This is a genomic window from Vreelandella halophila (genome assembly GCF_009856365.1).
Taxonomy (GTDB): domain Bacteria; phylum Pseudomonadota; class Gammaproteobacteria; order Pseudomonadales; family Oleiphilaceae; genus Halospina; species Halospina utahensis_B.
The window spans coordinates 167,537-194,370 of record NZ_WMEX01000003.1 but is presented as its reverse complement, the minus strand read 5'-3'; the positions used below and the strand labels follow the sequence as shown (position 1 = coordinate 194,370).

General features: G+C 63.3%; 25 protein-coding genes. 16 read left to right on the top strand and 9 right to left on the bottom strand.

The genetic code is table 11. The features are described 5' to 3' along the window. Position 1: 1 nt before the first annotated feature. The 4 genes from GLW01_RS06500 to GLW01_RS06485 all read right to left on the bottom strand — a co-directional run bounded on the left by GLW01_RS06500 (position 2) and on the right by GLW01_RS06485 (position 5,195). On the bottom strand, positions 2 to 769 hold the full coding sequence (locus tag GLW01_RS06500; protein ID WP_160898556.1) for an energy transducer TonB family protein: 768 nt from the start codon (positions 767 to 769) through the stop codon (positions 2 to 4). 29 nt (positions 770 to 798) lie between these two features. Continuing rightward, a complete protein-coding gene (locus GLW01_RS06495) occupies positions 799 to 2,979 on the bottom strand; it encodes a DUF1631 domain-containing protein (protein ID WP_151441317.1) in 2,181 nt (726 codons plus the stop codon). 83 nt (positions 2,980 to 3,062) lie between these two features. Beyond that, positions 3,063 to 4,370, bottom strand: coding sequence for an HlyC/CorC family transporter (locus GLW01_RS06490; protein ID WP_151441316.1), 1,308 nt, complete (start codon positions 4,368 to 4,370; stop codon positions 3,063 to 3,065). Between the two features lie 30 nt (positions 4,371 to 4,400). Next, positions 4,401 to 5,195 (bottom strand): cytochrome C assembly family protein, encoded by a 795-nt coding sequence (locus GLW01_RS06485; RefSeq protein WP_151441315.1) that lies wholly within the window; start codon positions 5,193 to 5,195, stop codon positions 4,401 to 4,403. 89 nt (positions 5,196 to 5,284) lie between these two features. Between GLW01_RS06485 and ffh the strand changes: the two genes are divergently transcribed. The 13 genes from ffh (at position 5,285) to ung (ending at position 18,580) form a co-directional block, all read left to right on the top strand. Beyond that, complete coding sequence (gene ffh, locus GLW01_RS06480) at positions 5,285 to 6,703, top strand: signal recognition particle protein (RefSeq protein WP_151441314.1); 1,419 nt, start codon at positions 5,285 to 5,287, stop codon at positions 6,701 to 6,703. A gap of 146 nt (positions 6,704 to 6,849) precedes the next feature. Further along, a complete protein-coding gene (gene rpsP, locus GLW01_RS06475; RefSeq protein ID WP_095617685.1) occupies positions 6,850 to 7,095 on the top strand; it encodes a 30S ribosomal protein S16 in 246 nt (81 codons plus the stop codon). Positions 7,096 to 7,108: 13 nt separating this feature from the next. Next, complete coding sequence (gene rimM, locus GLW01_RS06470; protein WP_151441313.1) at positions 7,109 to 7,645, top strand: ribosome maturation factor RimM; 537 nt, start codon at positions 7,109 to 7,111, stop codon at positions 7,643 to 7,645. A gap of 54 nt (positions 7,646 to 7,699) precedes the next feature. Then, the gene (trmD, locus tag GLW01_RS06465; RefSeq protein ID WP_151441312.1) at positions 7,700 to 8,455 is read left to right on the top strand and encodes a tRNA (guanosine(37)-N1)-methyltransferase TrmD; all 756 of its coding nucleotides are present in this window, start codon (positions 7,700 to 7,702) and stop codon (positions 8,453 to 8,455) included. Between the two features lie 23 nt (positions 8,456 to 8,478). Next, on the top strand, positions 8,479 to 8,835 hold the full coding sequence (gene rplS, locus GLW01_RS06460) for a 50S ribosomal protein L19 (RefSeq protein ID WP_095617688.1): 357 nt from the start codon (positions 8,479 to 8,481) through the stop codon (positions 8,833 to 8,835). Continuing rightward, positions 8,828 to 9,733: a site-specific tyrosine recombinase XerD gene (gene xerD / locus GLW01_RS06455; RefSeq protein ID WP_237416514.1), complete on the top strand. Its 906-nt coding sequence runs from the start codon at positions 8,828 to 8,830 to the stop codon at positions 9,731 to 9,733. The genes rplS and xerD overlap by 8 nt, the downstream gene beginning before the upstream one ends. A gap of 64 nt (positions 9,734 to 9,797) precedes the next feature. Then, positions 9,798 to 10,529 carry a DsbC family protein gene (locus GLW01_RS06450; protein ID WP_160898554.1) on the top strand — a complete coding sequence of 244 codons (732 nt, stop codon included), beginning with the start codon at positions 9,798 to 9,800 and terminating at the stop codon, positions 10,527 to 10,529. Positions 10,530 to 10,640: 111 nt separating this feature from the next. Then, positions 10,641 to 11,942 carry a homoserine dehydrogenase gene (locus GLW01_RS06445; RefSeq protein ID WP_151441309.1) on the top strand — a complete coding sequence of 434 codons (1,302 nt, stop codon included), beginning with the start codon at positions 10,641 to 10,643 and terminating at the stop codon, positions 11,940 to 11,942. Positions 11,943 to 11,974: 32 nt separating this feature from the next. Then, on the top strand, positions 11,975 to 13,381 hold the full coding sequence (gene thrC / locus GLW01_RS06440; protein ID WP_160898553.1) for a threonine synthase: 1,407 nt from the start codon (positions 11,975 to 11,977) through the stop codon (positions 13,379 to 13,381). A gap of 5 nt (positions 13,382 to 13,386) precedes the next feature. Then, positions 13,387 to 15,111 (top strand): single-stranded-DNA-specific exonuclease RecJ, encoded by a 1,725-nt coding sequence (recJ, locus tag GLW01_RS06435; RefSeq protein ID WP_160898552.1) that lies wholly within the window; start codon positions 13,387 to 13,389, stop codon positions 15,109 to 15,111. Between the two features lie 79 nt (positions 15,112 to 15,190). Then, a protein-coding gene (gene prfB, locus GLW01_RS06430; RefSeq protein WP_151441306.1) for a peptide chain release factor 2 occupies positions 15,191 to 16,286 on the top strand; the annotation gives its coding sequence in 2 pieces (ribosomal slippage) (positions 15,191 to 15,262 and positions 15,264 to 16,286; 1,095 coding nt in all). A gap of 21 nt (positions 16,287 to 16,307) precedes the next feature. Beyond that, positions 16,308 to 17,825: a lysine--tRNA ligase gene (gene lysS, locus GLW01_RS06425; protein ID WP_160898551.1), complete on the top strand. Its 1,518-nt coding sequence runs from the start codon at positions 16,308 to 16,310 to the stop codon at positions 17,823 to 17,825. Between the two features lie 2 nt (positions 17,826 to 17,827). Further along, positions 17,828 to 18,580, top strand: a complete 753-nt coding sequence (ung, locus tag GLW01_RS06420) for a uracil-DNA glycosylase (RefSeq protein WP_160898550.1) — start codon at positions 17,828 to 17,830, stop codon at positions 18,578 to 18,580. Positions 18,581 to 18,586: 6 nt separating this feature from the next. Here ung and GLW01_RS06415 read toward each other — a convergent pair whose 3' ends face one another. The 5 genes from GLW01_RS06415 to nadB all read right to left on the bottom strand — a co-directional run bounded on the left by GLW01_RS06415 (position 18,587) and on the right by nadB (position 22,797). Further along, positions 18,587 to 19,423: an HDOD domain-containing protein gene (locus GLW01_RS06415; protein ID WP_095617697.1), complete on the bottom strand. Its 837-nt coding sequence runs from the start codon at positions 19,421 to 19,423 to the stop codon at positions 18,587 to 18,589. Positions 19,424 to 19,502: 79 nt separating this feature from the next. After that, positions 19,503 to 20,453 (bottom strand): YgfZ/GcvT domain-containing protein, encoded by a 951-nt coding sequence (locus GLW01_RS06410; RefSeq protein ID WP_160898549.1) that lies wholly within the window; start codon positions 20,451 to 20,453, stop codon positions 19,503 to 19,505. A 30-nt stretch (positions 20,454 to 20,483) separates the two neighbouring features. Then, a complete protein-coding gene (locus GLW01_RS06405) occupies positions 20,484 to 20,960 on the bottom strand; it encodes a hypothetical protein (RefSeq protein WP_160898548.1) in 477 nt (158 codons plus the stop codon). Further along, positions 20,914 to 21,186 carry a succinate dehydrogenase assembly factor 2 gene (locus GLW01_RS06400; RefSeq protein ID WP_425356589.1) on the bottom strand — a complete coding sequence of 91 codons (273 nt, stop codon included), beginning with the start codon at positions 21,184 to 21,186 and terminating at the stop codon, positions 20,914 to 20,916. Before GLW01_RS06400 ends, GLW01_RS06405 begins: the two co-directional genes overlap by 47 nt. 6 nt (positions 21,187 to 21,192) lie before the next feature. Then, positions 21,193 to 22,797, bottom strand: coding sequence for an L-aspartate oxidase (nadB, locus tag GLW01_RS06395; protein ID WP_151441301.1), 1,605 nt, complete (start codon positions 22,795 to 22,797; stop codon positions 21,193 to 21,195). A gap of 92 nt (positions 22,798 to 22,889) precedes the next feature. Here nadB and GLW01_RS06390 point away from each other — a divergent pair, with 92 nt between their 5' ends. From GLW01_RS06390 to lepA, 3 genes are all read left to right on the top strand, one after another. Then, positions 22,890 to 23,375 (top strand): SoxR reducing system RseC family protein, encoded by a 486-nt coding sequence (locus tag GLW01_RS06390; RefSeq protein WP_160898547.1) that lies wholly within the window; start codon positions 22,890 to 22,892, stop codon positions 23,373 to 23,375. A 98-nt stretch (positions 23,376 to 23,473) separates the two neighbouring features. Continuing rightward, complete coding sequence (locus GLW01_RS06385; RefSeq protein WP_151441299.1) at positions 23,474 to 24,886, top strand: DegQ family serine endoprotease; 1,413 nt, start codon at positions 23,474 to 23,476, stop codon at positions 24,884 to 24,886. A 138-nt stretch (positions 24,887 to 25,024) separates the two neighbouring features. Next, the gene (lepA, locus tag GLW01_RS06380) at positions 25,025 to 26,827 is read left to right on the top strand and encodes a translation elongation factor 4 (protein WP_151441298.1); all 1,803 of its coding nucleotides are present in this window, start codon (positions 25,025 to 25,027) and stop codon (positions 26,825 to 26,827) included. Positions 26,828 to 26,834 lie beyond the last annotated feature (7 nt).

The window sequence follows — 26,834 nt, the reverse complement described above, 5'->3', positions numbered from 1 at the left end:
ATCACTCCGGCCGGGCCGGCTCGAATATGAGCCGGACACTGAAGCGGCGGCGTCCCTCCGGTGGCACCGGGAAGGGCGTTGCCGCCAGGGCGGCTTCCCGCGCCACCCCATCAAGCTCCGGGATCGCCGAGGGTGTGCCCACCCGGGCCCGCCTGAGGGCTCCATTGGTCATAAGCCTCAGATCCAGGACTACCTCTCTGGGCTCCTCCAGTTCCGCCAGAAGCGGCGTGTATTCCACTTCCCGGGCAATCTGTTCCCACAGTGCGATTTCGTAGTCTGAGCGTTCCCGTCTGTCGTCCTGGCTGAGCCGGGTAACCGGTGTGCGCGTATCGGCCTCGTTGGCCGGGGCATCGTGGCCGGCGTTACTGGCCGCCTTGTCCGGCGAAGGCGATTCTTCGGGCTGGCCAGCGGTTTCCCGGGGGGCATCCTTTCCGTTGGCTTTTCCAGCCGGTGAAGCCGTCGGCTCCGCGGACCTGTCTGTTGTGCCCGGTGTGGTGGCGTTGGCTTCGGGAGCGCTGGTTCCCGGGGCCTCATCGCGCGGGGCCTGCTGGTCCCGGGTTCGGGGCGGGGACTCCGGCTGCACCGGTGACCGCTGGTTGCTGCTGCCCGGCGGAGCGATGCGTACGCTGACAGCCGGCGCGGGCTCTTCTGGAGCCGGCAGGGAAAGCCACGCATTGACCAGGGTGCCCAGGACCACATGGATAAAAAGGGCCACCGACAGCGCCAGTACAAGCGGGTAAGGGGTCTGTTGGTTCGGGGGCTCTGTCATGTACTCCAGGGCCGTTGGCCGTCCATGCTTTAGCCGGCCTTGCGGTTCAGGCCTCCGACAACGGCATGCAGTGCCCGGTCGATCAGTGCGCCCTGCTCGAGCAGGGTCATGCGCCCGCGCCTGAGCTCGTGGGCCAGGTCGGCGCGGCTCTTTTCCGCCACCTTCAGGCCCATGCGGTTGACGAATACAAAGCTGTCGGCATCCTCAATGACTGCGGACAGCTTACAGCGGAATTGGGTGCCGTTGACAAGGTGAAATTCCACCCAGTCGCCGATGCTGATGGTTTCCAGCTTCTCGTAGTGCTCCGCCATGGCGGCATCCTCGAACGCCTGGCTCTGCTTGACCGCGGTCTGTACGACAGGTTCCGGGGGCGGGCCGTCCTCGGCCGCTTCCGCCAGGGCCTGGCGGCGGAAGGCCTGGGTGAGATCCCGTTTGAGGCCTGTCATGGTCTCGTCCAGGCGGTTGGCATTGTAGGAGACTTCCTCCAGGCCGGCCCTGATGGTCTTGATCAGGGTGGGCACAAGGCGCACCCACTGCTCACGGCCATCGCTTTCCGCCTGGGGGCGCAGGCACCACAGCAGATCGTCCACAACCCTGACGGTATGGGCCCAGCGGTGTTCGTTGTCATCGCGCAGATAGGCCAGGAACATGACCCGGCTCCAGCCCTGGGTCAGCAGCTGGTGTACGTGTTCCGGGACATTCCGTCCGTCCAGCCGCTCCCGCAGGACCTGGTCTACCGTCTCCTGAGCGCGGCGGGACTTGATACGGCCCCTTTCGGATTCCCGCGTGCGCTGCTCGACCAGTGTCGCCTTGCGGGTCTCGCGCTGCAGGAACTGTTCGAACTCGTCGTACAGCGTTTCGAAGAGGGCGATGTCGCCATCAAATTCCTCCAGGATGCGTTGCACCACCCGCTGGATCTCGTTATACAGCCGATCCCGGTTCTTCTCGCTGTGGTCGTTCCATCCGATGCCTGCCCTCGCCAGGGCGTTGAGCAGCTTGCGCGCCGGGTGGGAGGGGTTGCTGAGGAAGGAGCGGTCACGGACCACCACCTTGAGAACCGGAATCTGCAGCCGGCTGATCAGTGCCTGGATCGGGGGTGAGAGGTTGCGGTCGTCGAGGATGAACTCGAACAGCAGGGCGACCAGGTTGATCAGGTCCTCGTCCATGGTCTCGAGTGCGGCCTGATTACCCTGCGTCTCGGACTGGCGCTCCAGCAGCTCGCCCACCAGGCCGCGCAGATCGGGGCGGTCCGGGGCGCCCTGGCTCAGGTCGCTCCGGGGCTGGGGTTGGGGGATTCTTGAAAGCAAATCGTACAATTCCCTTTTGGATACGATATGGAAGGAGTCAGAGGGCGCGTTGCCCATGGCATCGGTGCTGTAGCGACGGTAGCCGGACAGCAGCGAGCTGATGCTCGACAGGAATTCCCTGGCCTCGTCACTGGCTTCCTGTTCCGTGCGGTCGCCCGTTTCATGCCGGGGGCGCTCCGGATCCGGGTGATCCTGGCTGCCCCGGGTATGGACCTCGTAGCGGAAATCCGGGATCACTCCGGCCTGGATCAGGATGCGGTTGGCCTCATCGAGCACGATGCCCAGGCTGGCGAGCAGATACCGGTCAAAGTGTTTGAGCAGGATGAGCCTTTCCCGGATCTGGATATCCAGGTCGGAACAGGCGTCACGGAACGCGCTGCACAGGTGCTCCGGAGCCAGCGGGTTCACCGTATGCTCGCGGTCATGGCCGGGATAGAGGGCTGTGAGGCGCGTCTGGAGCTGGAGCAGGGGGCCCTGGAAGCTGACCGTCGCCTTGGTGATCATGGCGTTGATGGCAACCTGTTCTTCAAGGTCGTCGTTGTCGACCAGTGACAGGCTGTCGGCATCGACGCTCTGTGGCTGGTCGTGAGTTTCCTCGGCGTTGCTCCCCGGGGGGTTGAGGAACAGGTTGGTCAGTGCCTCGCGGAATTGTTTCTCGATGCCCTTACGCTTGATGCGGATCTCGCGCATGGTCTCGAAGTAGCGGTTCTGGTCGTTGTTACTGCGTGCGCCGTTGGCCAGCTCGAACAGGGCATCATCAATGGCGTCCAGTGTGCCGCCCAGAAGATCGCACAGCCCGGGCGTTACCGTGTCACGGACCTGGCGGATCGCTTCGGGAAGGGTGCTGCCGTTACGCCGGCCCTGGCCGGGCGGAACGGGATGAATGCCGGATTGTTCGCTCATGGCGTGTCCCCACTGGCTCGCATGGCGCACTGGGCTTGCGATGTATACTCAGTGTACAAACACTAAACCATAATAACAAAGTGTTACTTGTCCGGTTTCTCATTTTCTGGTCCGGAGGGAGGCTCGGGGAGCTCAATCGGGTGGATGCGGACCGTGCGGATAACATTGTCCTTGATCTGGAGGGTTTCCAGTCGCATGCCGTGCAGCGACAGGCAGAGGTTGTTTTCCGGGATGGATTCCAGGTAGTCCGTGATCAGGCCATTGAGGGTCTTGGGGCCGTCCGTGGGCAGGTCCAGGTTCAGGGCCCGATTCAGGGTCCGGATGGGAGTGGTGCCGTCAACAATGGTGGTGCCGTCGCTCTGGGGCAGAATGTCCTGGCTGCTGCTGGAGGCGAAGTCGGTTGTGAACTCGCCCACGATCTCCTCGAGAATGTCCTCAAGAGTGGCGATACCGAGTACGTCACCGTATTCGTCCACCACGATACCGATGCGGCGGCGTTCCTTCTGGAAATTGAACAGCTGGGTGTGCAGCGGCGTGCTTTCCGGGATGAAATAGGGCTCCCGGCAGAGCTGCATCAGCGTGGCCTTGTTGATCTCATCCGTGTGCAGCAGGCGGCTGATGTTGCGCAGGTGAAGAATGCCCACGGTGTTGTTGATGTCGCTGCGGTAGACCGGCAGGCGGGTGTGCTGGCTGCCGCGTACGAGCCTGAGAATCTCATCCATGGGGTCATCCAGATCGATGCCCACGATCTCGTTACGCGGAACCATGATGTCGTTCACCGTGACCTTTTCCAGGTCCAGGATGCTGAGCAGCATGTCCTGGTGGCGGCCCGGCAGCATCGAGCCGGACTCATTGACCAGGGTGCGCAGTTCCTCCCGGCTCAGGTGGTCGCTGCCCTGGTCGCCTTCCAGGCGCACCCCCATGAGGCGCAGCAGGTTGTTGGTGATCAGGTTGAGGGTCCACACCACCGGGTAGAGCAGTTTCAGCAGTGGTCCGAGCGCGTGTGAGGCGGGAAAGGCGATCTTTTCCGGGTACAGGGCTGCCAGTGTCTTGGGCGTCACTTCCGAGAAGATCAGGATGATGATGGTCAGGCCGATGGTGGCGATGACGACACCGGCGTCACCCCAGATGCGGACCGCGATCAGGGTGGCGATGGCCGAGGCCAGGATGTTCACAAAGTTGTTGCCGATCAGGATAACGCCGATCAGCTGGTCCGTGCGGGCAAGGAGGCGGTCGGCGCGGAGGGCGCCCCGGTGGCCGGTCTTGCTGAGGTGGCGCAGCCGGTAACGGTTGAGCGCCATCATGCCGGTCTCGGAACTTGAAAAGAACGCGGACAGGATGATCAGCAGGAGCAGGATCGCGCTGAGCGTGGTTAATGAGGCTTCGTTCAAGGCTGAGGGTCCCTGTCCATACGGTGTTCGTCAGAGGATGACGTCAATGACCAGGCGGCTTCCGAAGTAGCCCAGGGTCAACAGAACGCAGCCGGCTAGGGTCCAGCGGCTGGCCACGGCACCCCGCCAGCCGCGGATCTGGTGCCCGAGGATGAGCGCGGCGAATACCAGCCAGGCCAGCAGGGTGAACACAGTCTTGTGGGCCAGCTGCTGGCTGAAGAGGTCCTGGACGAAAATGGCGCCGGTGATGATCGCCAGGGTGAGGATGGCAACCCCGGTGTGGATCAGCCCGAACAACAGCGCCTCCATGGTCTCCAGCGGTGGCAGCGCGCGCACCAGAAAGCCGCTGTGATGGGCCTTGAGGTGATGGTGCTGGAGATAGAGCAGGACAGCCTGGATTGCGGCCAGCGCCAGCAGGCTGAAGGCGGTGATGGCCAGACTGACGTGCAGCAGAACCCCCAGGTTGGAATCATCGATGATCCGGGGGCCGGTATAGAAAGCAAGTTTGACCAGAATGCTCAGCAGCGCGATTGGGTAGGCGATCAGCAGCAGCGGCTGCACCGGGTAGCGCAGGGACAGGATGAGCACCAGCGCTGCCAGTAGCGCGGCGATGGTTGTGCCGGCAACCAGCATGGAGAGGTTGACGCCACCCTCCAGGACCATGAAGCGCAGGGCGAAACTGAGATGGGCGGCAATGGCCAGAACCCCGGTGAACTGGGCGAGCCAGCCAGCGCGCTGGTTGCCTGATCGGATCCGCAGTGCCTGTAGCAGTGTTCCCGCACCGTAGAGGATGACAGCGGTGAAGGCGATGATGGTCGTGCCCATGTGTGTTGGTATGACCGGCTCCGGTTCGTCTCCAAGCGCTCAGTCTGGTTATAATGGCGTTAAACATCAACCGACAATTGCGGGCGTCCATGTTTGATAATCTGACCGATCGGCTCTCTGGAAGCCTCCGGAAGATCTCCGGCCAGGCGAAGCTGACCGAGAACAACATCAGTGAAACCCTGCGCGAAGTGCGTATGGCGCTGCTCGAGGCGGACGTAGCGCTGCCCGTGGTCAAGGACTTCGTCGAGAACGTGCGGCAGAAGGCCATGGGCCAGGAGGTGATGCGCAGCCTCACGCCGGGGCAGGCGTTCATCAAGCTTGTCCAGAGTGAACTGGAAGCCGTCATGGGGGCGGCCGAGCCGTTGAAGCTCGACGGCAAGCCCCCGGCGGTGATCATGATGGCCGGCCTTCAGGGCGCGGGTAAGACCACCAGTGTGGCCAAGCTGGCGCGCTATCTGAAGGAGCGCGAGAAGAAGTCAGTGCTGGTGGTCAGCGCCGACGTCTATCGTCCGGCGGCCATCAATCAGCTGGAGACGCTTGCGGGTGAGGTGGACGCCACCTTCTATCCGAGCAGCACCGACCAGGATCCGGTCACCATCGCCAACAACGCGGTGGATGAGGCACGCCGGCGTTTCATCGATGTGGTGATCGTCGACACGGCGGGCCGCCTGCACGTCGATAACGACATGATGGACGAGATCGGGCGGCTGAATAAGGCGGTCCAGCCCAACGAGACGCTGTTCGTGGTGGATGCCATGAGTGGCCAGGACGCGGCCAACACCGCGAAGGCCTTCAGTGAGGCGTTGCCGCTCAGTGGCGTCATCCTGACCAAGGCCGATGGTGATGCCCGCGGTGGTGCCGCGCTCTCCGTGCGCCATATCACGGGCCGGCCCATTAAGTTCATGGGTGTGGGCGAAAAGAACGACGCGCTTGAGGTGTTCCACCCGGACCGCATCGCTTCGCGCATTCTGGGCATGGGGGACGTGCTCTCCCTGATTGAGGATGCTGAGCAGAAGGTCGACCAGAAGAAGGCCCAGAAGCTCACCAAGAAGATCAAGAAGGGTAAGAAGTTCGATCTGGAGGATTTCCGGGACCAGCTCCAGCAGATGAAGAGTATGGGCGGCATGGGCGCCATGCTCGAGAAACTGCCCGGTATGGGTCAGTACCAGGAGATGGCGGAAAAGCAGGTCAATGATAAGTCCATCGGCCGCATGGAGGCGATCATCTCCTCCATGACTCCGCATGAGCGCCGCTACCCGGACGTCATCAGCAGTTCCCGCAAACGCCGCATCGCCTCCGGCTCCGGTGTGCAGATGCAGGAGATCAACCGCCTGCTCAAGCAGCACAAGCAGATGCAGAAGATGATGAAGAAGATGGGCAAGAAAGGCGGCATGGAGAACATGATGCGCGGCATGCAGGGTATGATGGGGCAGGGCGGTCCCGGTGGACCCGGAGGTGGGCCCGGCGGTATGGGCGGTGGTGGCATGCCTCCCATGGGGCGGCGCTGACGCCCGTTATCAATGCTTTTCAGGGCCGGCGTTTTACAGTAGAATGCCAGCCCTTTCGCACGGGCGTAACTGAGCCCGTGACAGCCGGTTCGCATGCACAGGCTTGCCTGAACTGATTATTCGAACGCAACAGGACAGTCGTTGAAATGGTAACAATCCGTTTGACACGAGGCGGCGCCAAGAAGCGCCCGTTCTACCACGTCCAGGTCACGGACAGCCGTAAGCCCCGTGATGGCCGCTACATCGAACGGCTGGGCTTTTTCAATCCGGTGGCGCGCGGCAACGAAGAGCGTCTGCGGCTCGACACCGAGCGTGCCCAGTACTGGATCGACCAGGGTGCGCAGCCCACTGAGCGGGTGAGCAGCCTGCTGAAAGAGGCGGCTTCCGAGTAAGGGAGTCGTATCCATGGGGGTCGGGGAAACCGTACTGGGCCAGATCACCTCGGTTTACGGGGTGCAGGGCTGGGTGAAGGTGTATTCGTACACTGAGCCCCGGGAAAATATCTTTCAGTACAGCAACTGGACCCTGGTGGATGGGCGTTCACCGTCCCGCGAGCCCCGCAAGGTCCGCCTTGTGACCGGCAAGCCCCATGGCAAGACACTGGTTGCCAGGCTTGAAGGCATTGAGGACAGGGATCAGGCGGCCAGCCTCTGCGGTCTCGACATCCGTGTTGAGACCAGTGAGCTTCCGCCGCTCGGGGAGGGCGAGTACTACTGGTACCAGCTCCAGGGGCTGCGGGTAAGGACTGCCGATGAAGGGCATGACCTGGGGGTGGTGGACCACCTGATCGAGACCGGGTCCAATGACGTGCTGGTGGTGCGTGCTGACGCAGCCAGCATGGATGGCAGGGAGCGGCTGATCCCCTTCCTGCCGGATGAGATTGTCCGATCGGTGAACCTGGAGGACGGTGTCCTCGAGGCTGACTGGGATCCGGAATTCTGAGAAACGGCCCGCGCACCGGGTGAACGGTCACGGGTCAGACAAGAGGCGCTCGGGTTGCGGGTTGCGGCCATCAGTATTTTTCCGGAAATGTTCCGGGCAATCACCGACTATGGGGTGAGCGGCCGGGCGGTTTCCGAAGGGCATCTGGTGCTGGACTGCATCAACCCCCGGACCTTTACTCACGACCGTCATCGTACGGTTGATGACCGCCCCTACGGAGGCGGACCGGGCATGGTCATGAAGGCCGAGCCGGTGGAGGCCGCCATAGACGAGGCGGTTGAGCGGGTCGGCGGGGAGGCGAAGGTCATCTGCCTTTCGCCCCAGGGCCGGGTGCTTGATCAGGCGATGGTCGAGTCCCTGGCAGCGGAACCCGGTCTGGTACTGCTGTCCGGGCGCTACGAAGGCATTGATGAGCGCGTGCTGGAGTCGCGGGTGGATGAGGAGATCTCCATCGGCGATTACGTGCTCAGTGGCGGCGAGCTCGCGGCCATGGTTCTGGTGGATGCAGTAGTCCGCCAGATACCGGGGGTTCTGGGGCACAGCCAGTCCGCCGTGGAGGATTCCTTCGCGGACGGGCTGCTTGACTGCCCGCATTACACGCGCCCGGAGGAGCATCGCGGATCCAGGGTGCCGGAGGTCCTGCTCGGTGGCGATCACGAGCGGATCCGGCGCTGGCGGCTGAAACAGTCGTTGCAGCGGACCCTGATCAGACGCCCTGAACTGCTCCGCGAACGGGAACTGACCGCCGAGGAGCAGCGACTGCTGGCGGAGATTGAAAACGAACGGCCGGATGGCGGGTCGGATTGGTGACACATTCAGGAGTGAGCGAAACGATGAGTGGCAAGAACAGTATCATCCAGGAAATTGAAAACGAGCAGCTCAAGGACTCCGTTCCCGAGTTCGGCCCGGGTGATACCGTGGTCGTTCAGGTGCGGGTAACCGAGGGCAACCGCGAGCGTCTGCAGGCGTTTGAGGGCGTGGTTATCGGTAAGCGCAACCGTGGCCTGAACTCCTCGTTCACCGTACGCAAGCGCTCCTATGGCATCGGTGTCGAGCGGACCTTCCAGACGCATTCCCGCCTGATTGACAGCATTTCGGTCAAGCGTCGCGGTGATGTGCGCCAGGCGAAGCTGTACCATCTGCGTCAGCTCTCCGGTAAGGCCGCGCGGATCAAGGAAAAGCTTGGCTGAGGAACGCAACGAGCAACTGGTTGCGTCATTCAGTGAGTCGCTCTGGCTGGAATCCGGCCTGAGCGACCGCTCCCGGCTTTCCTACGAAAGCGATCTCAGACAGTTCGGACGCTGGCTCGCCCGGCAGTATCCTGAAAAGGACCTGTCCAGCGTGGACCGGAGCTGTCTCATGGACTACCTCTCCAGTGTGCTCTCTGCTGGAGCCCGCTCAAGTACGGCGGCCAGGCGTCTCTCCTGCCTCAGACGGTTTTACCGCTACCTCCTGCGTGAAGGCCTGATCGACGAGGATCCGACGCTGCGTCTGGACAGTCCGAAACTGGCCCGGCGTCTGCCGGATACTCTGACAGAGGCGGATGTGGAAGCCCTCCTGGATGCGCCTGACACGGAGGAAGCCATTGAACTCCGCGACAGGGCCATGATGGAACTGCTCTATGCCTGCGGTCTTCGGGTCTCGGAGCTGGTGGCGTTGCGGCTCTCCCAGGTGAACCGGCGCCAGGGTGTGGTTCGGCTTCTGGGCAAGGGCAATAAGGAGCGCCTGGTGCCCATGGGCGAGGAAGCCCTTGAGTGGCTTGACCGGTATCTGCAGGAAGCCCGGCCGGAGCTGGCCGGGGGCGCCGGCACGGACGCCCTGTTTCCCGGAGGTCGTGGCGGGCACCTCACGCGCCAGGCGTTCTGGTATCGGATCCGGCGCTACGCCGTGCGGGGCGGCATCCACAAACCGCTCTCGCCCCATACCCTGCGCCATGCCTTCGCGACCCATCTGCTCAACCATGGCGCGGATCTCCGGGTGGTCCAGATGCTGCTGGGGCACAGTGATCTGTCGACCACCCAGATCTATACCCATGTGGCGCGGGAGCGGCTGCAGCAGCTCCACCAGACCCACCACCCCCGGGGCTGATCAACGACAGACCAGCGGAAATCCGGTATCCTCCGGAGCATTGAAAGTGAACCCGGAGTTGATCATGAGACGCCTATCAGCCGCTTTTCTGCTGCTCGCTGCCATGCTGCTGACCACAGCAGCACAGGCGGAATCCCCGCAGGAGCGGATCCGCGAGCGCCTGAAAGAGAGCTTTCCTGACATGCCCTTGGACAGCATCCGGGAAACGGAACGTGAGGGCCTGTACGCCGTTCAGGGTGGCGGTAACCTGATCTATGCAACCGCTGATGGCCGCTATCTGTTCACAGGCCAGATGCTGCGTCTTGGCGACGATGGCATCGCCAATCTGACCGAGCAGACCCGTACCCGGCAGCGCCGACAGACGCTGTCGAAGCTGGACAGCGGTGAGATGATCCGTTTCGGGCCGGATGAAGGCGGGGTCAAGGCCGATCTCTATGTGTTCACGGACACGACCTGTGGCTACTGCCGCAAGCTTCACCGTGACATGGAGGCCCTGAATGACCTGGGTATCCGGGTCAACTATCTGGCCTATCCCCGGGGAGGTCCCGGCAGCAAGGGCGCCCGGCAGCTGAATGCGGTCTGGTGCTCGGACGATCGCCGCAGCGCCATGACACGGGCCAAGCAGGGAGAGTCCGTATCCGCGGGCCAGTGCGAGTCACCGGTACAGTCCCACTTCCGGATGGGGCGTGCATTCGGCGTCCGCGGAACACCGGCGCTGGTTACGGAATCCGGCCGCATGATCCGGGGCTACAAACCCCCGAGAGTCCTGGCGAGGGAGCTCGGGCTCGACGGCTGACGTAACCGTAACGCTGGGAGGTTGTCGAGTTTTTTTCGGCGCGCAAAGCGTATAACATGCGCGTTTCCCCGGCATTGACGTGCATTTTTCAAGCGAACGAGAGGTGGCCAGTTGAAGGACGTGAACATCGGAATCTGTGGTCTCGGGACCGTTGGTGGCGGAACCTGGGAGGTCCTGCAGCGCAACGCCCGGATCATCGCCGGTCGTGCCGGCTGCAACCTGCGCGTGGCGCGTGTAGCGAACCGGAGCCCGCGCCCGGACCTGGGTCTGGGTGACACGCCGTTCTCCACGGACTTGAACGATGTGGTCAATGATCCGGACATCGATATTGTCGTTGAGCTCATCGGGGGCTATGACGATGCCCGCCGTCTGGTGCTGGCCGCCATCGAGCAGGGCAAGCATGTGGTCACCGCGAACAAGGCCCTGATCGCACAGCACGGCAATGAGATCTTCGACGCGGCCCGGGAGAAGAACGTCATTGTCGCCTATGAGGCGGGCGTTGCCGGTGGTATTCCGGTCATCAAGGCGATCCGGGAGGGACTGGCCGCCAACCGGATCCAGTGGCTCGCGGGCATCATCAACGGCACCGGCAACTACATCCTCACTGAGATGCGGGCCGGGCGCGATTTCGATGAAGTGCTGAAGGAAGCCCAGGAACTCGGGTATGCCGAAGCCGATCCCACCTTCGATGTTGAGGGGATCGATGCGGCCCACAAGCTGACCATCATGGCCTCGGCCGCCTTCGGCGTACCACTGCAGTTCGACCGGGCCTATACCGAGGGCATTGCCAATATCACGCCCTACGACATCACCCACGCGGAAGCTCTGGGGTACCGGGTCAAGCACCTGGGCATCGCCCGTTCCCGTGAGGATGGCATTGAGCTGCGTGTGCACCCGACACTTGTGCCCGAGAAGAATCTGATTGCCAAGGTCGACGGCGTTCTCAATGCCGTGCTTGTTGATGGTGATGCGGTCGGCCAGACCATGTACTACGGCCCGGGTGCCGGGGATGAGGCCACGGCCTCCGCGGTGATCGCGGACCTGGTGGATGTGGCGCGTACCGTGTCGACCGACAGCGCGCAGCGCGTGCCCTATCTTGGCTTCGAGTCTGATGCGGTGACCGATCACCGAATCCTGAGTCCGAACGAGATCCGCTCGGCCTACTATCTGCGCATCCAGGCGCTGGATCGGCCCGGTGTGCTCGCTAAGGTGGCCTCCATCATGAGCGAGAACGGCATCAACATCGAATCCATCATGCAGAAGGAATCCGAACTGCATGACGGCCAGATCCCGGTGATCCTGCTGACCCATACGGTTCTGGAGAAACAGGTCAACGATGCCATTGCCGAAATGGAAGCACTGCCCGAGGTAGAGGGCAGGGTGGTGCGCATCCGCGCCGAGAACTTTCTCTGAGAACTGACCCTGGACACTGACGGAATACTGCCTTGAGATACATCAGCACCCGCGGGCAGGCGCCCGCGCTCAGCTTTGAAGACGTGCTCCTGCAGGGGCTTGCCACTGACGGCGGGCTCTACGTGCCCGAAACCCTGCCGCGCTATACGCCGGAGGATCTGATGGCGCTGCGTGGGCTGCCCTACGACGAACTGGCCTGCCGGGTGATGTATCCCTTCGTCGAGGAGTCCATTGCCGAGGACGACTTCCGGGCCATGGTCCGTGAGACCTATGCCGGTTTTGCCCATCGTGCGGTGGCGCCCCTGGTGCAGCTGGATGCCAACGAATGGGTCATGGAACTGTTCCGGGGCCCGACGCTGGCGTTCAAGGATTTCGCCCTGCAGCTGCTCGGCCGGCTCCTGGATCATGTGCTGGAGAAACGCGGCCAGCACGTGGTGATCCTGGGTGCCACCTCCGGCGATACCGGTTCGGCGGCCATTGAGGGTTGCCGCCACTCAGAGCACGTGGACATCTTCATCCTGCATCCCCACGGGCGGGTCTCGGAGGTGCAACGGCGCCAGATGACCACCGTGCTCAGCGACAACGTCCACAACATCGCGGTGGACGGGAATTTCGACGACTGCCAGAAGATGGTCAAGGCCAGCTTTGCGGACCAGTCCTTCCTGGAAGGCAAGACCTCCCTGGTGGCTGTCAACTCCATCAACTGGGCCCGGATCATGGCCCAGATCGTCTATTATATCTACGCCTCACTGGCTCTGGGCGGTCCGCACCGCAGCCTGGCTTTCTCGGTGCCCACCGGTAATTTCGGCGATATCTTCGCTGGCTACCTGGCAAGGCAGATGGGTGTGCCGGTGCAGCAGCTGGTGGTCGCCACCAACCAGAATGACATCCTGCACCGGTTCATCAGCGGTAATCACTACGAGACCGGCAAGCTGCAGCACACCCTGTCGCCGAGCATGGACATCACCATCTCAAGCAACTTCGAGCGGCTGCTGTTCGATCTCTATGGTCGCCATCCAGAGAGCGTGGTTCAGTTCCTGAAAAGTGCAGAGCATGGCGCTGTGTCACTGGAAAATGACCGCTGGAAATCAGCCCGCGGGCTGTTCGACAGCCTCTCGGTGAACGATGAGCGCACCTGTGAGGTGATCGCCGAGGTCTACGGCGAAACCGAGTACCTGCTGGACCCGCACACGGCCATTGGCGTGGAAGCGGCGCGGCGCTGCCGGCGTGATGCCACGGTACCCATGGTGACCATGGGGACCGCGCATCCGGCTAAGTTCCCGGATGCCGTGACCCGTTCCGGCGTGCCCCGCGAGGCGGCACTGCCCGAGCACCTCTCGGATCTGATGGAGCGGGAGGAGCGGTTCACGGTGCTGGACAACGACCTCGCCACCATTCAGCAGTTCATGGCCCGTAACTGGCGCTACGCCGACAGCTGAGCCCTATGCAGCAGACCATCGTTCGGCGTGCTGGCGCCGGCGGGGATGCCCTCGCCAGTGCCGATCTACATCCTCTCCTGCGGCGGCTCTATGCCGCCCGGGGCGTCATGGACGCCAGCCAGCTCGACTATGGCCTTGCCTCCCTGGCTCGCCCGGAGGGCTTCCTGGGGATGGAGACGGCCGCCTCCACGCTTGCCAATGCCGTGATGCAGGGGCAGCGGATTACCATCGTGGGCGACTTTGACGCCGATGGCGCCACCAGCACGGCGTTGGCGGTGCTGGCACTCACCCGCTTCGGTGCCCACCAGGTGGACTACCGTGTGCCCAGCCGCTTCACGGATGGCTATGGCCTGACGCCGGGCATTATCGACCAGCTGGCGCAGGAGGGCAGCCTCCCGGATCTGATCCTGACCGTCGACAATGGCATTGCCGCCCATGAAGGGGTGGCCAGGGCCGGGGAGAAGGGCGTGCGCGTCGTGGTCACAGACCACCACCTGCCCGGGGAGACGCTTCCGGGGGCCGAGGCCATTGTCAATCCCAACCAGCCAGGCTGCGGCTTTCCCACCGGCAATACGGCCGGCGTTACCGTGACTTTCTATGTGATGAGCGCGCTGCGCAGACACCTGGAAGCGGCCGGATGGTTTGCCCAGGCGCCTCCGGCAATGGCGGAATACCTGGATCTGGTGGCACTGGGCACGGTGGCGGACGTGGTGCCCCTGGATCACAACAACCGAACCCTGGTGGCCCAGGGGCTGCGCCGTATCCGTGCCGGCCGGACACGCCCCGGCATCAGGGCACTGCTTGAACTGGCTGGTCGGGATGCGGATGCGCTGGAAGCGACGGATCTGGGGTTTGTCCTGGGCCCGCGCCTCAACGCGGCGGGCCGCCTGGACGACATGGCCGTGGGCATTGAATGCCTGCTGACGGAGGATGAGGGCGAGGCGCAGCGCCTTGCCTCCGAACTGGACCGCCTGAACCGTGAACGCCGGACCATTGAATCGGACATGCGCGGGGAAGCGGAGTCGGCGCTGGCCAGGCTGCACCTGGATGAGGGTGAGCTGCCGCCGGTGCTGTGCCTGCATGATGAACAGTGGCACGAAGGCGTGATCGGTCTTCTGGCCTCGCGCATCCGCGAACGCTTCCACCGTCCGGTGATCGCCTTCGCCCGCGGTGGTGAGGGGCTGCTCAAGGGCTCGGCCCGTTCCGTGCCAGGCCTGCATATCCGGGACCTGATCGCGGAGCTCGATGCCCGCCATCCGGGGCTTTTGAATCGTTATGGCGGCCATGCAATGGCGGCTGGCATGACCCTGACTGACTCCGGTGTGGACCAGTTCCGGGAGGCAGTGACGGAACTGGTCCGCGAGCGGGTTGAGCCGGAGCTTCTGCGCCCGGAGGTCCTCAGTGACGGTGAACTGGAGCCACACTGGTTGACCCTCGAAACCGCCCACCTTCTGTCCAGCGGTGGACCCTGGGGGCAGGGGTTCCCCGAGCCGGTGTTCGACGGTGAGTTCGAGCTCCTGGAGCAGCGGATTGTGGGCGAGCGCCACCTCAAGCTGCAGATCGGCGTGCCCGGATGGAACACACCGCTGGACGGCATCGCCTTCAATATCGACACCGATCAGTGGCCGTGCGAATGCCGGCGGGCCCGGCTGGCCTACCAGCTGGATGCCAACCGCTTCCGCGGGCGCGAGCGGCTGCAGCTGCGCGTACTGCATCTGGAGCCGCTGTAAGCCGCGTATTCAGTGCCCTGCGCATTCGTTACAATAAGCCATCTTTCTGACATGCCCACTCAACAAGAGGCCGTCGGCTATGGAAACCAATCCGATCATTCAGACCATTCGTGACCTGGAAGCGCGTACGGAAGCGCTTAGGGGGTATCTTTGACTACGACAGCAGGAAGGAACGGCTGACGGAAGTCGAACGCGAACTGGAACAGCCTGAAGTCTGGAACAATCCGGACCGCGCCCAGGCACTGAACAAGGAGCATGCCAGCCTGCATGCCATTGTTTCCACGCTGGACCGGCTGAGCACCGGCATCCGCGATGCGGAAGAGCTGCTCCAGATGGCCGAGTCCGAGGAGGATGAGGCGGCCGCCAATGACGTGACCGGCGAACTCCAGACCCTGGAAGGGGAGCTGGAGAAGCTGGAGTTCCGGCGGATGTTCTCAGGCGATATGGATGCCAGCAACTGCTATCTGGACATCCAGTCCGGCTCCGGCGGCACGGAGGCCCAGGACTGGGCCAATATGCTGCTGCGCATGTACCTGCGCTGGGCCGAGGCCAAGGGTTTCAAGTACGAGGTGCTCGAGGCCCAGGACGGTGATGTGGCCGGTCTCAAGAGCGCCACCATCCGGATCGAGGGCGAGTACGCTTACGGCTGGCTGCGCACCGAGACAGGCGTGCACCGGCTGGTGCGCAAGTCGCCCTTTGATTCGGGCAACCGCCGGCACACCTCCTTTGCCTCCGTGTTCGCCTCGCCGGAGATCGACGACAACATCGAGATCGAGATTGACCCCTCGGATCTGCGGATCGACGTGTACCGCGCCTCCGGCGCCGGTGGCCAGCACGTTAACACCACGGAATCCGCGGTGCGGATCACCCACCAGCCCACGGGCACCGTGGTGGCGAACCAGAGCGGCCGCTCCCAGCACCAGAACAAGGATTACGCGATGAAGCAGCTGCGCGCCAAGCTTTACGAGCTGGAGCTGCAGAAGCGCAACGAGGAGAAACAGGCTGCCGAGAACAACAAGTCGGACATCGGCTGGGGCAGCCAGATCCGCTCCTACGTTCTGGATGACCAGCGCATCAAGGATCTTCGTACGCGCGTGGAAACGAGCAATACGCAGAATGTGCTCGACGGGAGTCTTGATCAATTCATCATCGCCAGTCTCAAGCAGGGCCTGTAACCACCGGAGAATCTTTCGCCCATGACGGACAACACCGACGCAACGCCATCCCAGGACGAGAACCGGCTGATCGCCGAGCGCCGCGAGAAGCTCCAGGCGCGGCGGGACGCCAGCGACAACCCGTTCCCCAATGACTTTGAGCGGGACAGTACCGCCGCGGAGCTGCAGGCGCGCTACGGCGACTACAGCAAGGAAGAGCTGGCCGAGCTGAACATGAAGGTGGCAGTGGCCGGGCGCCTGATGCTGGACCGCAAGCCCTTTTCGGTGATCCAGGACATGAGTGGCCGGATCCAGATCTACAGCACCAAGGAGGTGCAGAAGGAGATCAAGGACTGGGATGTGGGCGACATCGTGGGCGTGAAGGGCACGCTGTCGAAGTCCGGTAAGGGCGACCTGTATGTGGTGATGGAGGAATACCAGCTCCTGACCAAGTCACTCCGGCCCCTGCCGGAGAAGCACAAGGGCCTGGTGGACCCGGAGCAGCGTTACCGCCGGCGCTACGTGGACCTCATCATGAACGAGGACACGCGCAGCACCTTCAAGGTGCGCTCTAAGGTCATCAACCACGTCCGCCATTACCTCACCAGCCGCGACTTCGTCGAGGCGGAGACGCCCATGCTGCAGGTGATCCCCGGCGGTGCTGCGGCCCGGCCCTTCGTGACCCACCACAACGCGCTGGATATCGACATGTTCCTGCGCGTGGCGCCGGAGCTCTATCTCAAGCGCCTGGTGGTTGGTGGGTTCGAGAAGGTCTTCGAGATCAATCGCAACTTCCGCAACGAAGGACTCTCCACCCGGCATAACCCGGAGTTCACCATGCTTGAGTTCTATCAGGCCTATGCGGACTACAACCACCTGATGGAACTGACCGAGAACCTGCTGCGGGAAGTGACGGAAAGCGTTTTTGGCGAAGCGCACTTCAGCAACGGGGTACGGGGTGAGAACGGCGAGATCGTGGATCACGTTACCTACGACTTCTCGGGTCCTTTCCGGCGCCTGAGTGTGATGGAAGCGATCCTGGAGCATAATCCCGAGCTGACCGAGGCACAGCTCTCGGATCCGGAGCAGGCGGCGAAGGCCGCCGCGGCTCTGGGCATCAACGTCAAAGACGGCTGGGGGCTGGGGCGCATCCAGACCGAGATCTTTGAGGAGACCGCCGAGCACCGGCTGACCCAGCCCACCTTCATTACCCGGTATCCGACCGAGGTGTCACCGCTGGCACGCCGCTGTGACGACGACCCGAGCGTGACCGAGCGTTTCGAGCTCTTTGTGGGCGGGCGCGAGATCGCAAACGGGTTCTCCGAGCTCAACGATGCCGAGGACCAGGCCCAGCGCTTCAGGGAGCAGGCCGAGGAAAAGGCGGCCGGCGATGACGAGGCCATGTTCTACGACGAGGACTACATCACGGCGCTGGAATACGGCCTGCCGCCGACCGCGGGTGAGGGGATCGGTATCGACCGGCTGCTGATGCTGCTGACGGATTCGCCCTCGATCCGCGATGTCATCCTGTTCCCGGCGATGAGACCCGAGAGGGGCTGAGCATGCACCCGGCCACGGAAGCGCTGCTGTCGCATCTGAAACCGGGCACCGGCTGGCGGGAACGCCTTGAGGGTGAATTCAGCCAGCCGTACATGGAAAAGCTCGGGGAATTCCTGGCCGCGGAAGAGCAGGCCGGGAAAACCCTGTTCCCGCGCGCCAGCCTCTGCTTCAATGCGCTCAACAGCACGCCGTTCGAGCGCACCTCGGTGGTCATTCTGGGGCAGGATCCCTACCACGGGCCGGGTCAGGCCCATGGCCTGTGCTTCAGCGTCCGGCCCGGTGTCCAGGTGCCGCCCTCGCTGGTGAATATCTTCAAGGAACTGAATCAGGACCTGGGCGCGCCCATTCCGGATCACGGCTGCCTGCAGCCCTGGGCGGAGCAGGGTGTGCTGCTGCTCAACAGTGTACTGACCGTGGCCCAGGGCAACGCCGGAGCACACCGCGGCCAGGGCTGGGAGACTTTCACGGACCGGGTTATCGGGCACCTCAACGAGGAGCGTGAAGGCGTGGTTTTCCTGTTGTGGGGCAGCTACGCCCAGAAGAAGGGTGGGTTCATCGACCGCAACCGGCATCTGGTGCTCGAAGGGCCCCACCCATCGCCTCTTGCCGCCCATCGGGGGTTCTTCGGGCAGAAATGGTTCTCGCGGACCAACGAGTGGCTGGCGCAGAAGGGGCTTCCGGAGGTGGACTGGGCGCTGCCGGACCAGGCCACACTGGAAGCCTGTTACCGTGGCGGCAAACAGGCACAGGGCTGAGCGGGATCAGCCCTTGAGCAGGGCCATGGCCGCGTCCATCTGCTCGCCCAGATCCTCGTCATCCTCCATTCCGGATTCCGGATCCAGACCGAGGCGATGGAACGCTGTGACCTCGTGCCAGTTCATTTCCGTGTAGGGGTGGCCGGTTCCCACCAGGGTCTGAAGGCTGGCGACCATGACCACATCCGCGTAGTCCGCTTCCGGCACCTGGCGCCCGAAGTTGACGTGCTCTGACGGCACGTGATGCAGCTCCAGAGGGAAGTCCCAGCGTTTGAGAATCCGGTCCCCGATCACCGGGTGGAGCTCATCCACCAGGTTGTCCAGCATGGCGCTGTTGACCTGCAGGTCATGGTCCTCGACGAATCGCAGTACCGGCAGGGCGCCGATCTGGCAGACAAGACCCGCCAGGGTCGCCTGCTCTGGCCGGAGCTTCGTGTAGTGCTGGGCGAGTACCTGGGCAATGCCGGCGATTTCGGTGCTGCGCTGCCAGATGGTCCGCAGGCGCCGGTCCACCATATCCGAGGTGGCCTGGAACATCTGTTCCATGGCCAGCCCCATCGCAAGACTGCTGGTGTAGTCCATGCCCAGCCGGCTGACGGCCATGTTGAGGGTGTTGATCTCGCGTGATCCCCGGAAAAGGGGGCTGTTCACCACCTTGATGATGCGCGCGGACATGGCCGCATCATCACTGATGGTCTTTGAGATGTCCTGGATGGTGGCGTTGTCGTCCTCGGCGATGTCCCGGACTTTCAGCGCCACTTCCGGCAGCGTCGGCAGGGTCAGTTGATCCTGGTCGATGGCTGTTAGGAGCTGATCACGAATGCGATTGGCCAGTTCCGTCATAGCCCTGAGGGCCTCCTGAATGCTTTGAAATGCTGCCCTCTTTATAGCAGGAGCTGGCGCGGCCTGCCGTTATATTTTGTCACGGCTGCTGTTCGGGCACGTCATATCCCAGTGGCTGCAGTTCCAGCTGGGCCCCCGGTTGATCGGCAAGCGTGATGGTGGCTTCCATGGCGGCATGCTTGAGAACCCCGAGAAGCTGCACGGTGCCATCGTCGGTGGCGATACTGTCTGTGATCTCACCCAGGGCATTGCCGTCGCCGTCCACCAGCCGGTCGCCGGGGGCGGGGAGGGTATCGGTGAAGCGGGCCTCAAGACGGAAAAGGCTCTTCTTGAGCTGTCCCAGGTGATGCATGCGCGCGATGATCTCCTGGCCGGTGTAGCAGCCCTTGGTAAAGCTCACGCCCCCGTAGGACTGGAGGTTCAGGTTCAGCGGTATGTACTGTTCCGTGGTGGTGTCGTTGAGCAGGGTCAGGCCGCTCATGATTTCCGAGAGCTCCCATGCGGTGCCAGGCTGATCCGGCTCTGGAGCCTCCTTCGCGGCCGTATTCCACCAGAACTCAAACCGGGGCCGGCCGTCCGGCAGCGGCACGGTGCGTACCAGGACGCCATTGTCGGTGATGGTGGCGTCGTTCAGCTCCGCCGGGAGTGACGGGGCGAGGGTCGCGGGGTGTTCTTCCCCGATAAGGCCCAGGAGCTGCCAGTCCTCTGCGGCTTTCAGTTCCGCCTGGAAGAAGGCGAGGTACTTGCTCAGCTGCTGGCTGATCCGGTCGCTCAGGGTTTCGGGAAAGCGCACCAGGACCCTTTCGGGCGACAGACGCACCAGGCGGAACAGCGCATAGGTACGCCCCTTGGGTGTGCAGGCCGCGCCGGGCAGGCTGTGTTCGCGGGTCAGTTCCTCAATGTTGCAGGTGACCTGGCCCTGGAGGAAACGGTCCACATCCGGGCCTTCCAGCAGCATCAGCCGATGGGCATCGGCTGATGCGGTCATGGCATCAGGCAGGGTGGCGGGGGCCGTGGTCGTCTGGGTCATTCCGTGTCTCCGTGAAAAGGATTCATGAGCTCACTCACCGCTGGCGCGGGTCGGCCCCAGCCGGAGCCAGCCCGTCAGTCGGCGCAGGCTTTGCGCGTCAGTATTGCGGATACCGGGGAGGGTGCTCAACAGCAGGGGTTGGGCATGGCCGCTTCCACTGAGGCGCAACCAGATGAGGCGGTGGGTGATCCGGGAACCGGCACCGACCCGGACTGGGTGTTCGTCGCCCAGGGGATTCACCGTCCGCAGCCCCTCCGGTCCGGCGATCAGTCGCAGCGGGCTGTGGCGGGTGCGCAGGAGCTGGCGCCGGGTGGCCGTGATGGCGCCAACCGCGCTGGCAGCGGTCACGCCCACTGTGACAGCGCCGGGAATGCTCTCCAGGCCCAGGATCAGCCCCGCCGGCAGCAGCCAAGGCGCTGCGGCTACGGCAGCGAGGCCCGGGGAAGGGCTCAGCGGGACGTCAATCCGGCTGAACCCGCTGGAGGATGAGGTCGACGATGCGGGCAAGGTCCGGGTCCTCGGGGCGGCTGCGCTGCATGAACCAGGCGAAGAGGTCGTTGTCCTCGCACTCGATCAGGGTCCGGTAACGGGTCTGGTCGGCTTCGGGCAGCGAGGGGTAGGCTTCCTTCACAAAGGGCACGAGCAGCAGGTCAAGCTCCAGCATGCCCCTGCGGCTGTGCCAGACAAGGCGTTTGTATTCACGGTCGTCAGTCATGGAGTCGGTGGTTTCCATCAGGGCTCAGGCGTCGGAACGCATGTAGGTGGTTGGCACCAGCACGGTGTCCTTGGGCTCCGCGATGGTTGTCGGGTAATCCAGGTTGTAGTGAAGCCCCCGGCTTTCGCGCCGCTGCAGGGCCGAGCAGATGATCAGGTCCGCCACTGTCACCAGGTTGCGCAGCTCCAGCAGGTCATTGCTGACGCGGTAGTTGCTGTAGAACTCCCGGATCTCACTGTGCAGCATGTCCGCCCGGTGCTTGGCCCGCTGCAGCCGCTTGGTGGTGCGCACGATGCCCACATAGTCCCACATGAAGTGGCGCAGTTCATCCCAGTTGTGGGCGATCACCACGTCCTCGTCCGAATCTCGCACCCGGGACTCGTCCCATTCGGGCACTTCCGGCGGTTCCGGAACATGCGGGGTCTGTTCATTGATGTCCCGGGCGGCGGCCCGGCCGTAGACCAGACATTCCAGCAGCGAGTTGCTGGCCATGCGGTTGGCACCGTGCAGGCCGGTGAAGGAGGTCTCGCCCACCGCGTAGAGCTGGTTCACGTCCGAGCGGGCGTGATCGTCCACCATGACGCCGCCGCAGGTGTAATGGGCGGCGGGCACGATGGGAATGGGCTCGCGGGTGATGTCGATGCCGTACTCGCGGCAGCGCGCGGCGATGGTGGGGAAGTGTTCCTCGATGAAATCCGCCGGACGGTGGCTGATGTCCAGGTAGAGGCAGTCCGCGCCCAGGCGCTTCATTTCATGGTCGATGGCCCGCGCCACGATGTCCCGCGGAGCCAGTTCGGCGCGTTCGTCGAAGCGGTCCATGAATCGGCTGCCGTCCGGCAGAAGCAGTTTACCACCTTCCCCGCGCAGGGCCTCGCTGATCAGGAACGACTTGGCCTGGGGGTGATAGAGGCAGGTGGGGTGGAACTGGTTGAACTCCATGTTGGCCACCCGGCAGCCGGCACGCCAGGCGATGGCAATCCCGTCGCCGGTAGCGCCATCCGGATTGCTGGTATAGAGGTAGGCCTTACTGGCACCGCCGGTGGCCAGCACCACGAACCGCGCGCGGAAGAGTTCCACCTCCTGGGTGTCGTGGTTGAATATGTAGGCGCCCACGCAGCGGTTGCCCGGCAGGAACAGTTTGCGGTGGGTGACCAGATCCACCGCCACCCGGTTTTCGAAGATGTCGATGTTGGGCTGCTGTCGGGCACGCTCGCAAAGGGCCTCGGAGACCGCCTGACCGGTGGCGTCCGCAGCGTGGATGATACGGCGGTGGCTGTGGCCACCCTCACGGGTCAGGTGGAAGTGGCTGCCGTCGGCCCGGGTGAACTGGACACCCTGCGCAATCAGCCAGTCGATACTGTCGCGTGCCTGGGAGACGGTCAGCCGGACCGTGTCCTCGTGGCAGAGCCCGGCACCGGCCGCGAGGGTGTCGGCGGTGTGCGCGTCCTCGCTGTCGCTGTCGTCCAGCACGGCGGCAATGCCGCCCTGGGCCCACTGGGTGGAGCCGCTGTCGAGCTCCGTCTTGCTCAGAACAGCAACGCTCAGGTCAGAGGACAGGGTCAGGGCAGTGCTCAGACCTGCTGCACCGCTGCCGACGATCAGCACATCGTAATGGTGGAATGCATGCATGGCGGATATTGAACTAAAGTTTGCTTCTGGTGTCACTCTTTACGTACAGCGATGGCCGGGAGATGATCCGGATATCGGAAGGGGGACGGGCAATGGAAGAACAGGCGCAACCGGACGACGAACGCCAGGGCGAGGTTCTCGAATGCGTGGGGCAGCGTGCCCGGATACGGGTGGCGCCGGCCGCTGGCTGTTCGCGCTGTGCAGCCGGTGAGGGCTGCGGCCAGGGGTTGCTGGGCGCGATGCGGAGTGCCCCCTCTCCCGGCGAGTTCTGGGTTACCGTCCCCGGGGATGAACGGGTGACACCGGGAGACCGGGTGCTGCTGCGGATGAGGCCTTCGGCCCTGGTGGCCGGCGCGGCGATGGTCTATATGGTGCCGCTTCTGGGGCTGGTGCTCGGGGCTCTGCTTGCGGAGGTGCTGATTGGCAGTAGTGATGGGGTGACCACGGCTGCCGGGATTGCCGGCCTCGCGGGGGGGCTGCTGCTGGCCCGCTATCGGTTGCGTAGTGCCCGCGAGGCCGGGCGCTACGAGCCGGTTTTTGTGAGGCGCGTCCCTGATTGTGACGTACAGTTCACTTGAAAACCCCGGTGTCGAACTCAATATCATGACGGGGTATCAGGCGAGGGTCCGTGCACCACGTACGGCCCCTGAGTATTCAAACCGGATGGGAGATCCCAATGACGAGGATGCCACATCGAGTCACACCGCTGCTTGCCCTTGCATTACTGCTGGTGAGTGCCTGTGTGCCCGCGCAGCAGAGCGGGAGTCAGTTGCCGGATTTCACCGGGCTGGTCGAGAATAATGCGGACGTTGTGGTTAATATCAGTACCACGTCCACGAGCTCCCGGGGCGCGACGCCGTTTGGTGGCCAGATGGAGCAGCTCCCGGAATTCTTCCAGGAATTCTTCAATGAGCGCTTCCGCGGGCAGATGCCGGACCGCCAGCGTGAGCACCAGTCCATGGGGTCGGGGTTCATTGTCTCTTCCGATGGTTACATTCTCACCAACAACCATGTGGTCGAGAACGCGGACGAGATCATCGTGCGCATGAACGACCGGCGCGAGATGGAAGCGGAAGTGGTGGGGGCCGATGCCCGTTCCGACATTGCGGTACTGAAGGTGGATGCCGAAGGCCTGCCCACGGCGAAGATCGGCAGCTCCTCGGATCTGTCGGTGGGCGAATGGGTGTTCGCCATCGGGTCGCCTTTCGGCTTTGACTACACCGTCACTTCGGGGATCGTCAGCGCCAAAGGCCGTTCCCTGCCGCGTGACAACTACATTCCCTTCATCCAGACCGATGTGGCCATTAATCCCGGCAATTCCGGTGGCCCCCTGTTCAATATGGACGGTGAGGTCATAGGGGTGAACTCCCAGATCTATACCCGTTCAGGTGGTTTCATGGGGGTTTCCTTCGCCATTCCCATGGATGTGGCCATGGATGTGTTCGATCAGCTCAGGAACAAAGGCAGTGTTACCCGTGGCTGGCTGGGCGTGATGATTCAGGAGGTCAACCGGGACCTGGCCGAAACCTTTGGTCTTGAACGGCCGCACGGCGCCCTGGTGGCGGACGTGGTGCCGGATTCACCGGCCGCGGAAGCCGGTCTGCAGCAGGGTGACGTGATCCTCGAGTTCAATGGCGAGGAAATCACCCGCTCTTCGGATCTGCCGCCCAAGGTCGGGCAGGCGGATGTTGGCAGCGAGGCCGAACTGACCGTGATGCGCGGCGGCGAACGGATCAAGGTGCCCTTTACTGTGGGTAAGCTGCCGGAAGATGGGCAGCAGGCGCAGCAGCAGTCCGTGCAGCCGGATACCGGCAACCGTCTGGGGCTGAGGGTTGAACCGCTGCCTGAGCAGCTGGCACGCCAGTGGGATCTGGACGGCGGTGTGCTGGTCACGGAAGTCGGGCGTGGTCCGGCACGCCAGGCCGGTATCCGCCGTAATGATGTAATCCGCAAGATCGGCAACCAGGGTGTGACCGACGTTGACGAGTTCCGCGAGGCGGTTTCCGGGCTGCCGGCCGGCAAGCCGGTAGCGGTCACTCTGATCCGGCAGGGGAATCCACGGATCGTGGCCCTGCGCCTGCCTGAGTAACGCCTGTCACCATGCCGGCCGGCCCGGGGTATTCCACCCGGGCCGGCCATAGCCTTTCCCTCCCGTGTCCGGTAAAATCCGCCCGGTCATGGCCGCTGCCGCAATGGCAGTCGCCGGAAACCGGATTCTGGAGTTTCAGTGAGCGATCTCAGCCACATACGCAACTTTTCGATCATTGCCCACATCGACCACGGCAAGTCCACACTGGCGGACCGCTTCATCCAGGTCTGCGAAGGACTGACCGACCGGGAAATGAACGAGCAGGTCCTGGATTCCATGGACCTGGAGCGTGAACGTGGGATCACCATCAAGGCCCAGAGCGTGACGCTCAAGTACAAGGCAAAGGATGGCAACGTCTACGAGCTCAACTTCATCGACACGCCGGGGCACGTGGACTTTTCCTATGAGGTGTCGCGCTCCCTGAAGGCCTGCGAGGGTGCGCTGCTTGTTGTGGATGCGGGCCAGGGCGTCGAGGCCCAGTCCGTGGCCAACTGCTACACCGCCATGGATCAGAACCTTGAGGTCATCCCGGTTCTGAACAAGATCGACCTGCCACAGGCCGATCCCGAGAAGGTGATGTCCGAGATTGAGGACGTCATCGGGATTGATGCCAGTGACGCGGTTCCCTGCAGCGCCAAGAACGGCACGGGCGTCGAGGATGTGCTGGAGGCGCTGATCAAACGCATTCCGCCGCCCGAGGGCGAGGTGGATGACGCCCTCCAGGCACTGATCATTGATTCCTGGTTTGATAACTACCAGGGCGTGGTATCGCTGGTGCGCGTGATGCACGGCAGCGTGCGCAAGGGCGAGAAGATTCTGGTCAAGTCCACCGGCAAGACCCACGTGGTGGACAAGGTGGGCTACTTCAATCCGAAGCCCACGACCATCCCCGAGCTCAAGGCCGGAGAAGTGGGCTTTGTCGTCTCCGGCATCAAGGACATCAAGGGTGCCCCCGTGGGCGATACCATGACCCACGCCAGCACTCCGGATGTACCCCAGCTGGAAGGCTTCCAGAACGTAAAGCCGCAGGTTTATGCGGGCATCTTCCCGGTGTCCTCGGAAGACTACAACGCCTTCCGGGACGCGCTTGAGAAGCTCACCCTCAATGACGCCTCGCTGTTCTTTGAGCCGGAGAGCTCGGATGCGCTCGGGTTCGGCTTCCGCTGTGGCTTCCTGGGCATGCTCCACATGGAGATCATCCAGGAGCGGGTGGAGCGCGAATACGGCATCAATCTCATCACCACTGCGCCCACGGTGGTCTATGAGGTGGTGATGGTGGATGGCACCGTTGAGTACATTGAGAATCCATCGCGCCTGCCGGACCCGGCGGAGATCGAGGAGATCCGCGAGCCCATCTGCGAGGCCAACATCCTCGTGCCCCAGGAATTCCTGGGCAACGTGATCGCACTCTGCGAGGAGCGCCGGGGCCAGCAGACCAACATGAACTTCCTGGCCACCCAGGTCCAGGTGGTCTATGAGCTGCCCATGAGCGAGGTTGTGCTGGACTTCTTCGACCGCCTCAAGAGCGCCACGCGCGGTTATGCGTCGCTGGATTATCAGTTCCAGCGTTTCCAGGCGGCGAATCTGGCGCGGCTGGATATTCTCATCAACGGCGACCGCGTGGATTCCCTGGCCATCGTGGTGCACCGGGATCAGGCCCACAGCAGGGGCAGGGCCTTTGCCGAGAAGATGAAGGAACTGATTCCCCGCCAGATGTTCGATATCGCCATCCAGGCGGCCATCGGCAACCACGTGGTGGCGCGCCAGACGGTCAAGGCGCTGCGCAAGAACGTCACGGCCAAGTGCTACGGCGGTGATGTCAGCCGCAAGAAGAAACTGCTGCAGAAGCAGAAGGAAGGCAAGAAGCGCATGAAGCAGGTCGGGAACGTGGAGGTGCCCCAGGAGGCCTTCCTGGCCGTGCTCAGGGTGGACGATGACTAGGGAGTGT

Excerpts from the sequence above, each read along its gene's own strand:
- GLW01_RS06400 (WP_425356589.1), bottom strand. The coding sequence starts at position 21,186 with ATGGAAACCACCGACTCCATGACTGACGACCGTGAATACAAACGCCTT.
- GLW01_RS06450 (WP_160898554.1), top strand. The coding sequence starts at position 9,798 with ATGAGACGCCTATCAGCCGCTTTTCTGCTGCTCGCTGCCATGCTGCTG.
- nadB (WP_151441301.1), bottom strand. The coding sequence starts at position 22,797 with ATGCATGCATTCCACCATTACGATGTGCTGATCGTCGGCAGCGGTGCA.
- lysS (WP_160898551.1), top strand. The coding sequence starts at position 16,308 with ATGACGGACAACACCGACGCAACGCCATCCCAGGACGAGAACCGGCTG.
- ffh (WP_151441314.1), top strand. The coding sequence starts at position 5,285 with ATGTTTGATAATCTGACCGATCGGCTCTCTGGAAGCCTCCGGAAGATC.
- GLW01_RS06390 (WP_160898547.1), top strand. The coding sequence starts at position 22,890 with ATGGAAGAACAGGCGCAACCGGACGACGAACGCCAGGGCGAGGTTCTC.
- rimM (WP_151441313.1), top strand. The coding sequence starts at position 7,109 with ATGGGGGTCGGGGAAACCGTACTGGGCCAGATCACCTCGGTTTACGGG.
- rplS (WP_095617688.1), top strand. The coding sequence starts at position 8,479 with ATGAGTGGCAAGAACAGTATCATCCAGGAAATTGAAAACGAGCAGCTC.
- GLW01_RS06495 (WP_151441317.1), bottom strand. The coding sequence starts at position 2,979 with ATGAGCGAACAATCCGGCATTCATCCCGTTCCGCCCGGCCAGGGCCGG.
- rpsP (WP_095617685.1), top strand. The coding sequence starts at position 6,850 with ATGGTAACAATCCGTTTGACACGAGGCGGCGCCAAGAAGCGCCCGTTC.
- GLW01_RS06500 (WP_160898556.1), bottom strand. The coding sequence starts at position 769 with ATGACAGAGCCCCCGAACCAACAGACCCCTTACCCGCTTGTACTGGCG.
- GLW01_RS06415 (WP_095617697.1), bottom strand. The coding sequence starts at position 19,423 with ATGACGGAACTGGCCAATCGCATTCGTGATCAGCTCCTAACAGCCATC.
- ung (WP_160898550.1), top strand. The coding sequence starts at position 17,828 with ATGCACCCGGCCACGGAAGCGCTGCTGTCGCATCTGAAACCGGGCACC.
- GLW01_RS06485 (WP_151441315.1), bottom strand. The coding sequence starts at position 5,195 with ATGGGCACGACCATCATCGCCTTCACCGCTGTCATCCTCTACGGTGCG.
- GLW01_RS06410 (WP_160898549.1), bottom strand. The coding sequence starts at position 20,453 with ATGACCCAGACGACCACGGCCCCCGCCACCCTGCCTGATGCCATGACC.
- GLW01_RS06385 (WP_151441299.1), top strand. The coding sequence starts at position 23,474 with ATGACGAGGATGCCACATCGAGTCACACCGCTGCTTGCCCTTGCATTA.
- recJ (WP_160898552.1), top strand. The coding sequence starts at position 13,387 with ATGCAGCAGACCATCGTTCGGCGTGCTGGCGCCGGCGGGGATGCCCTC.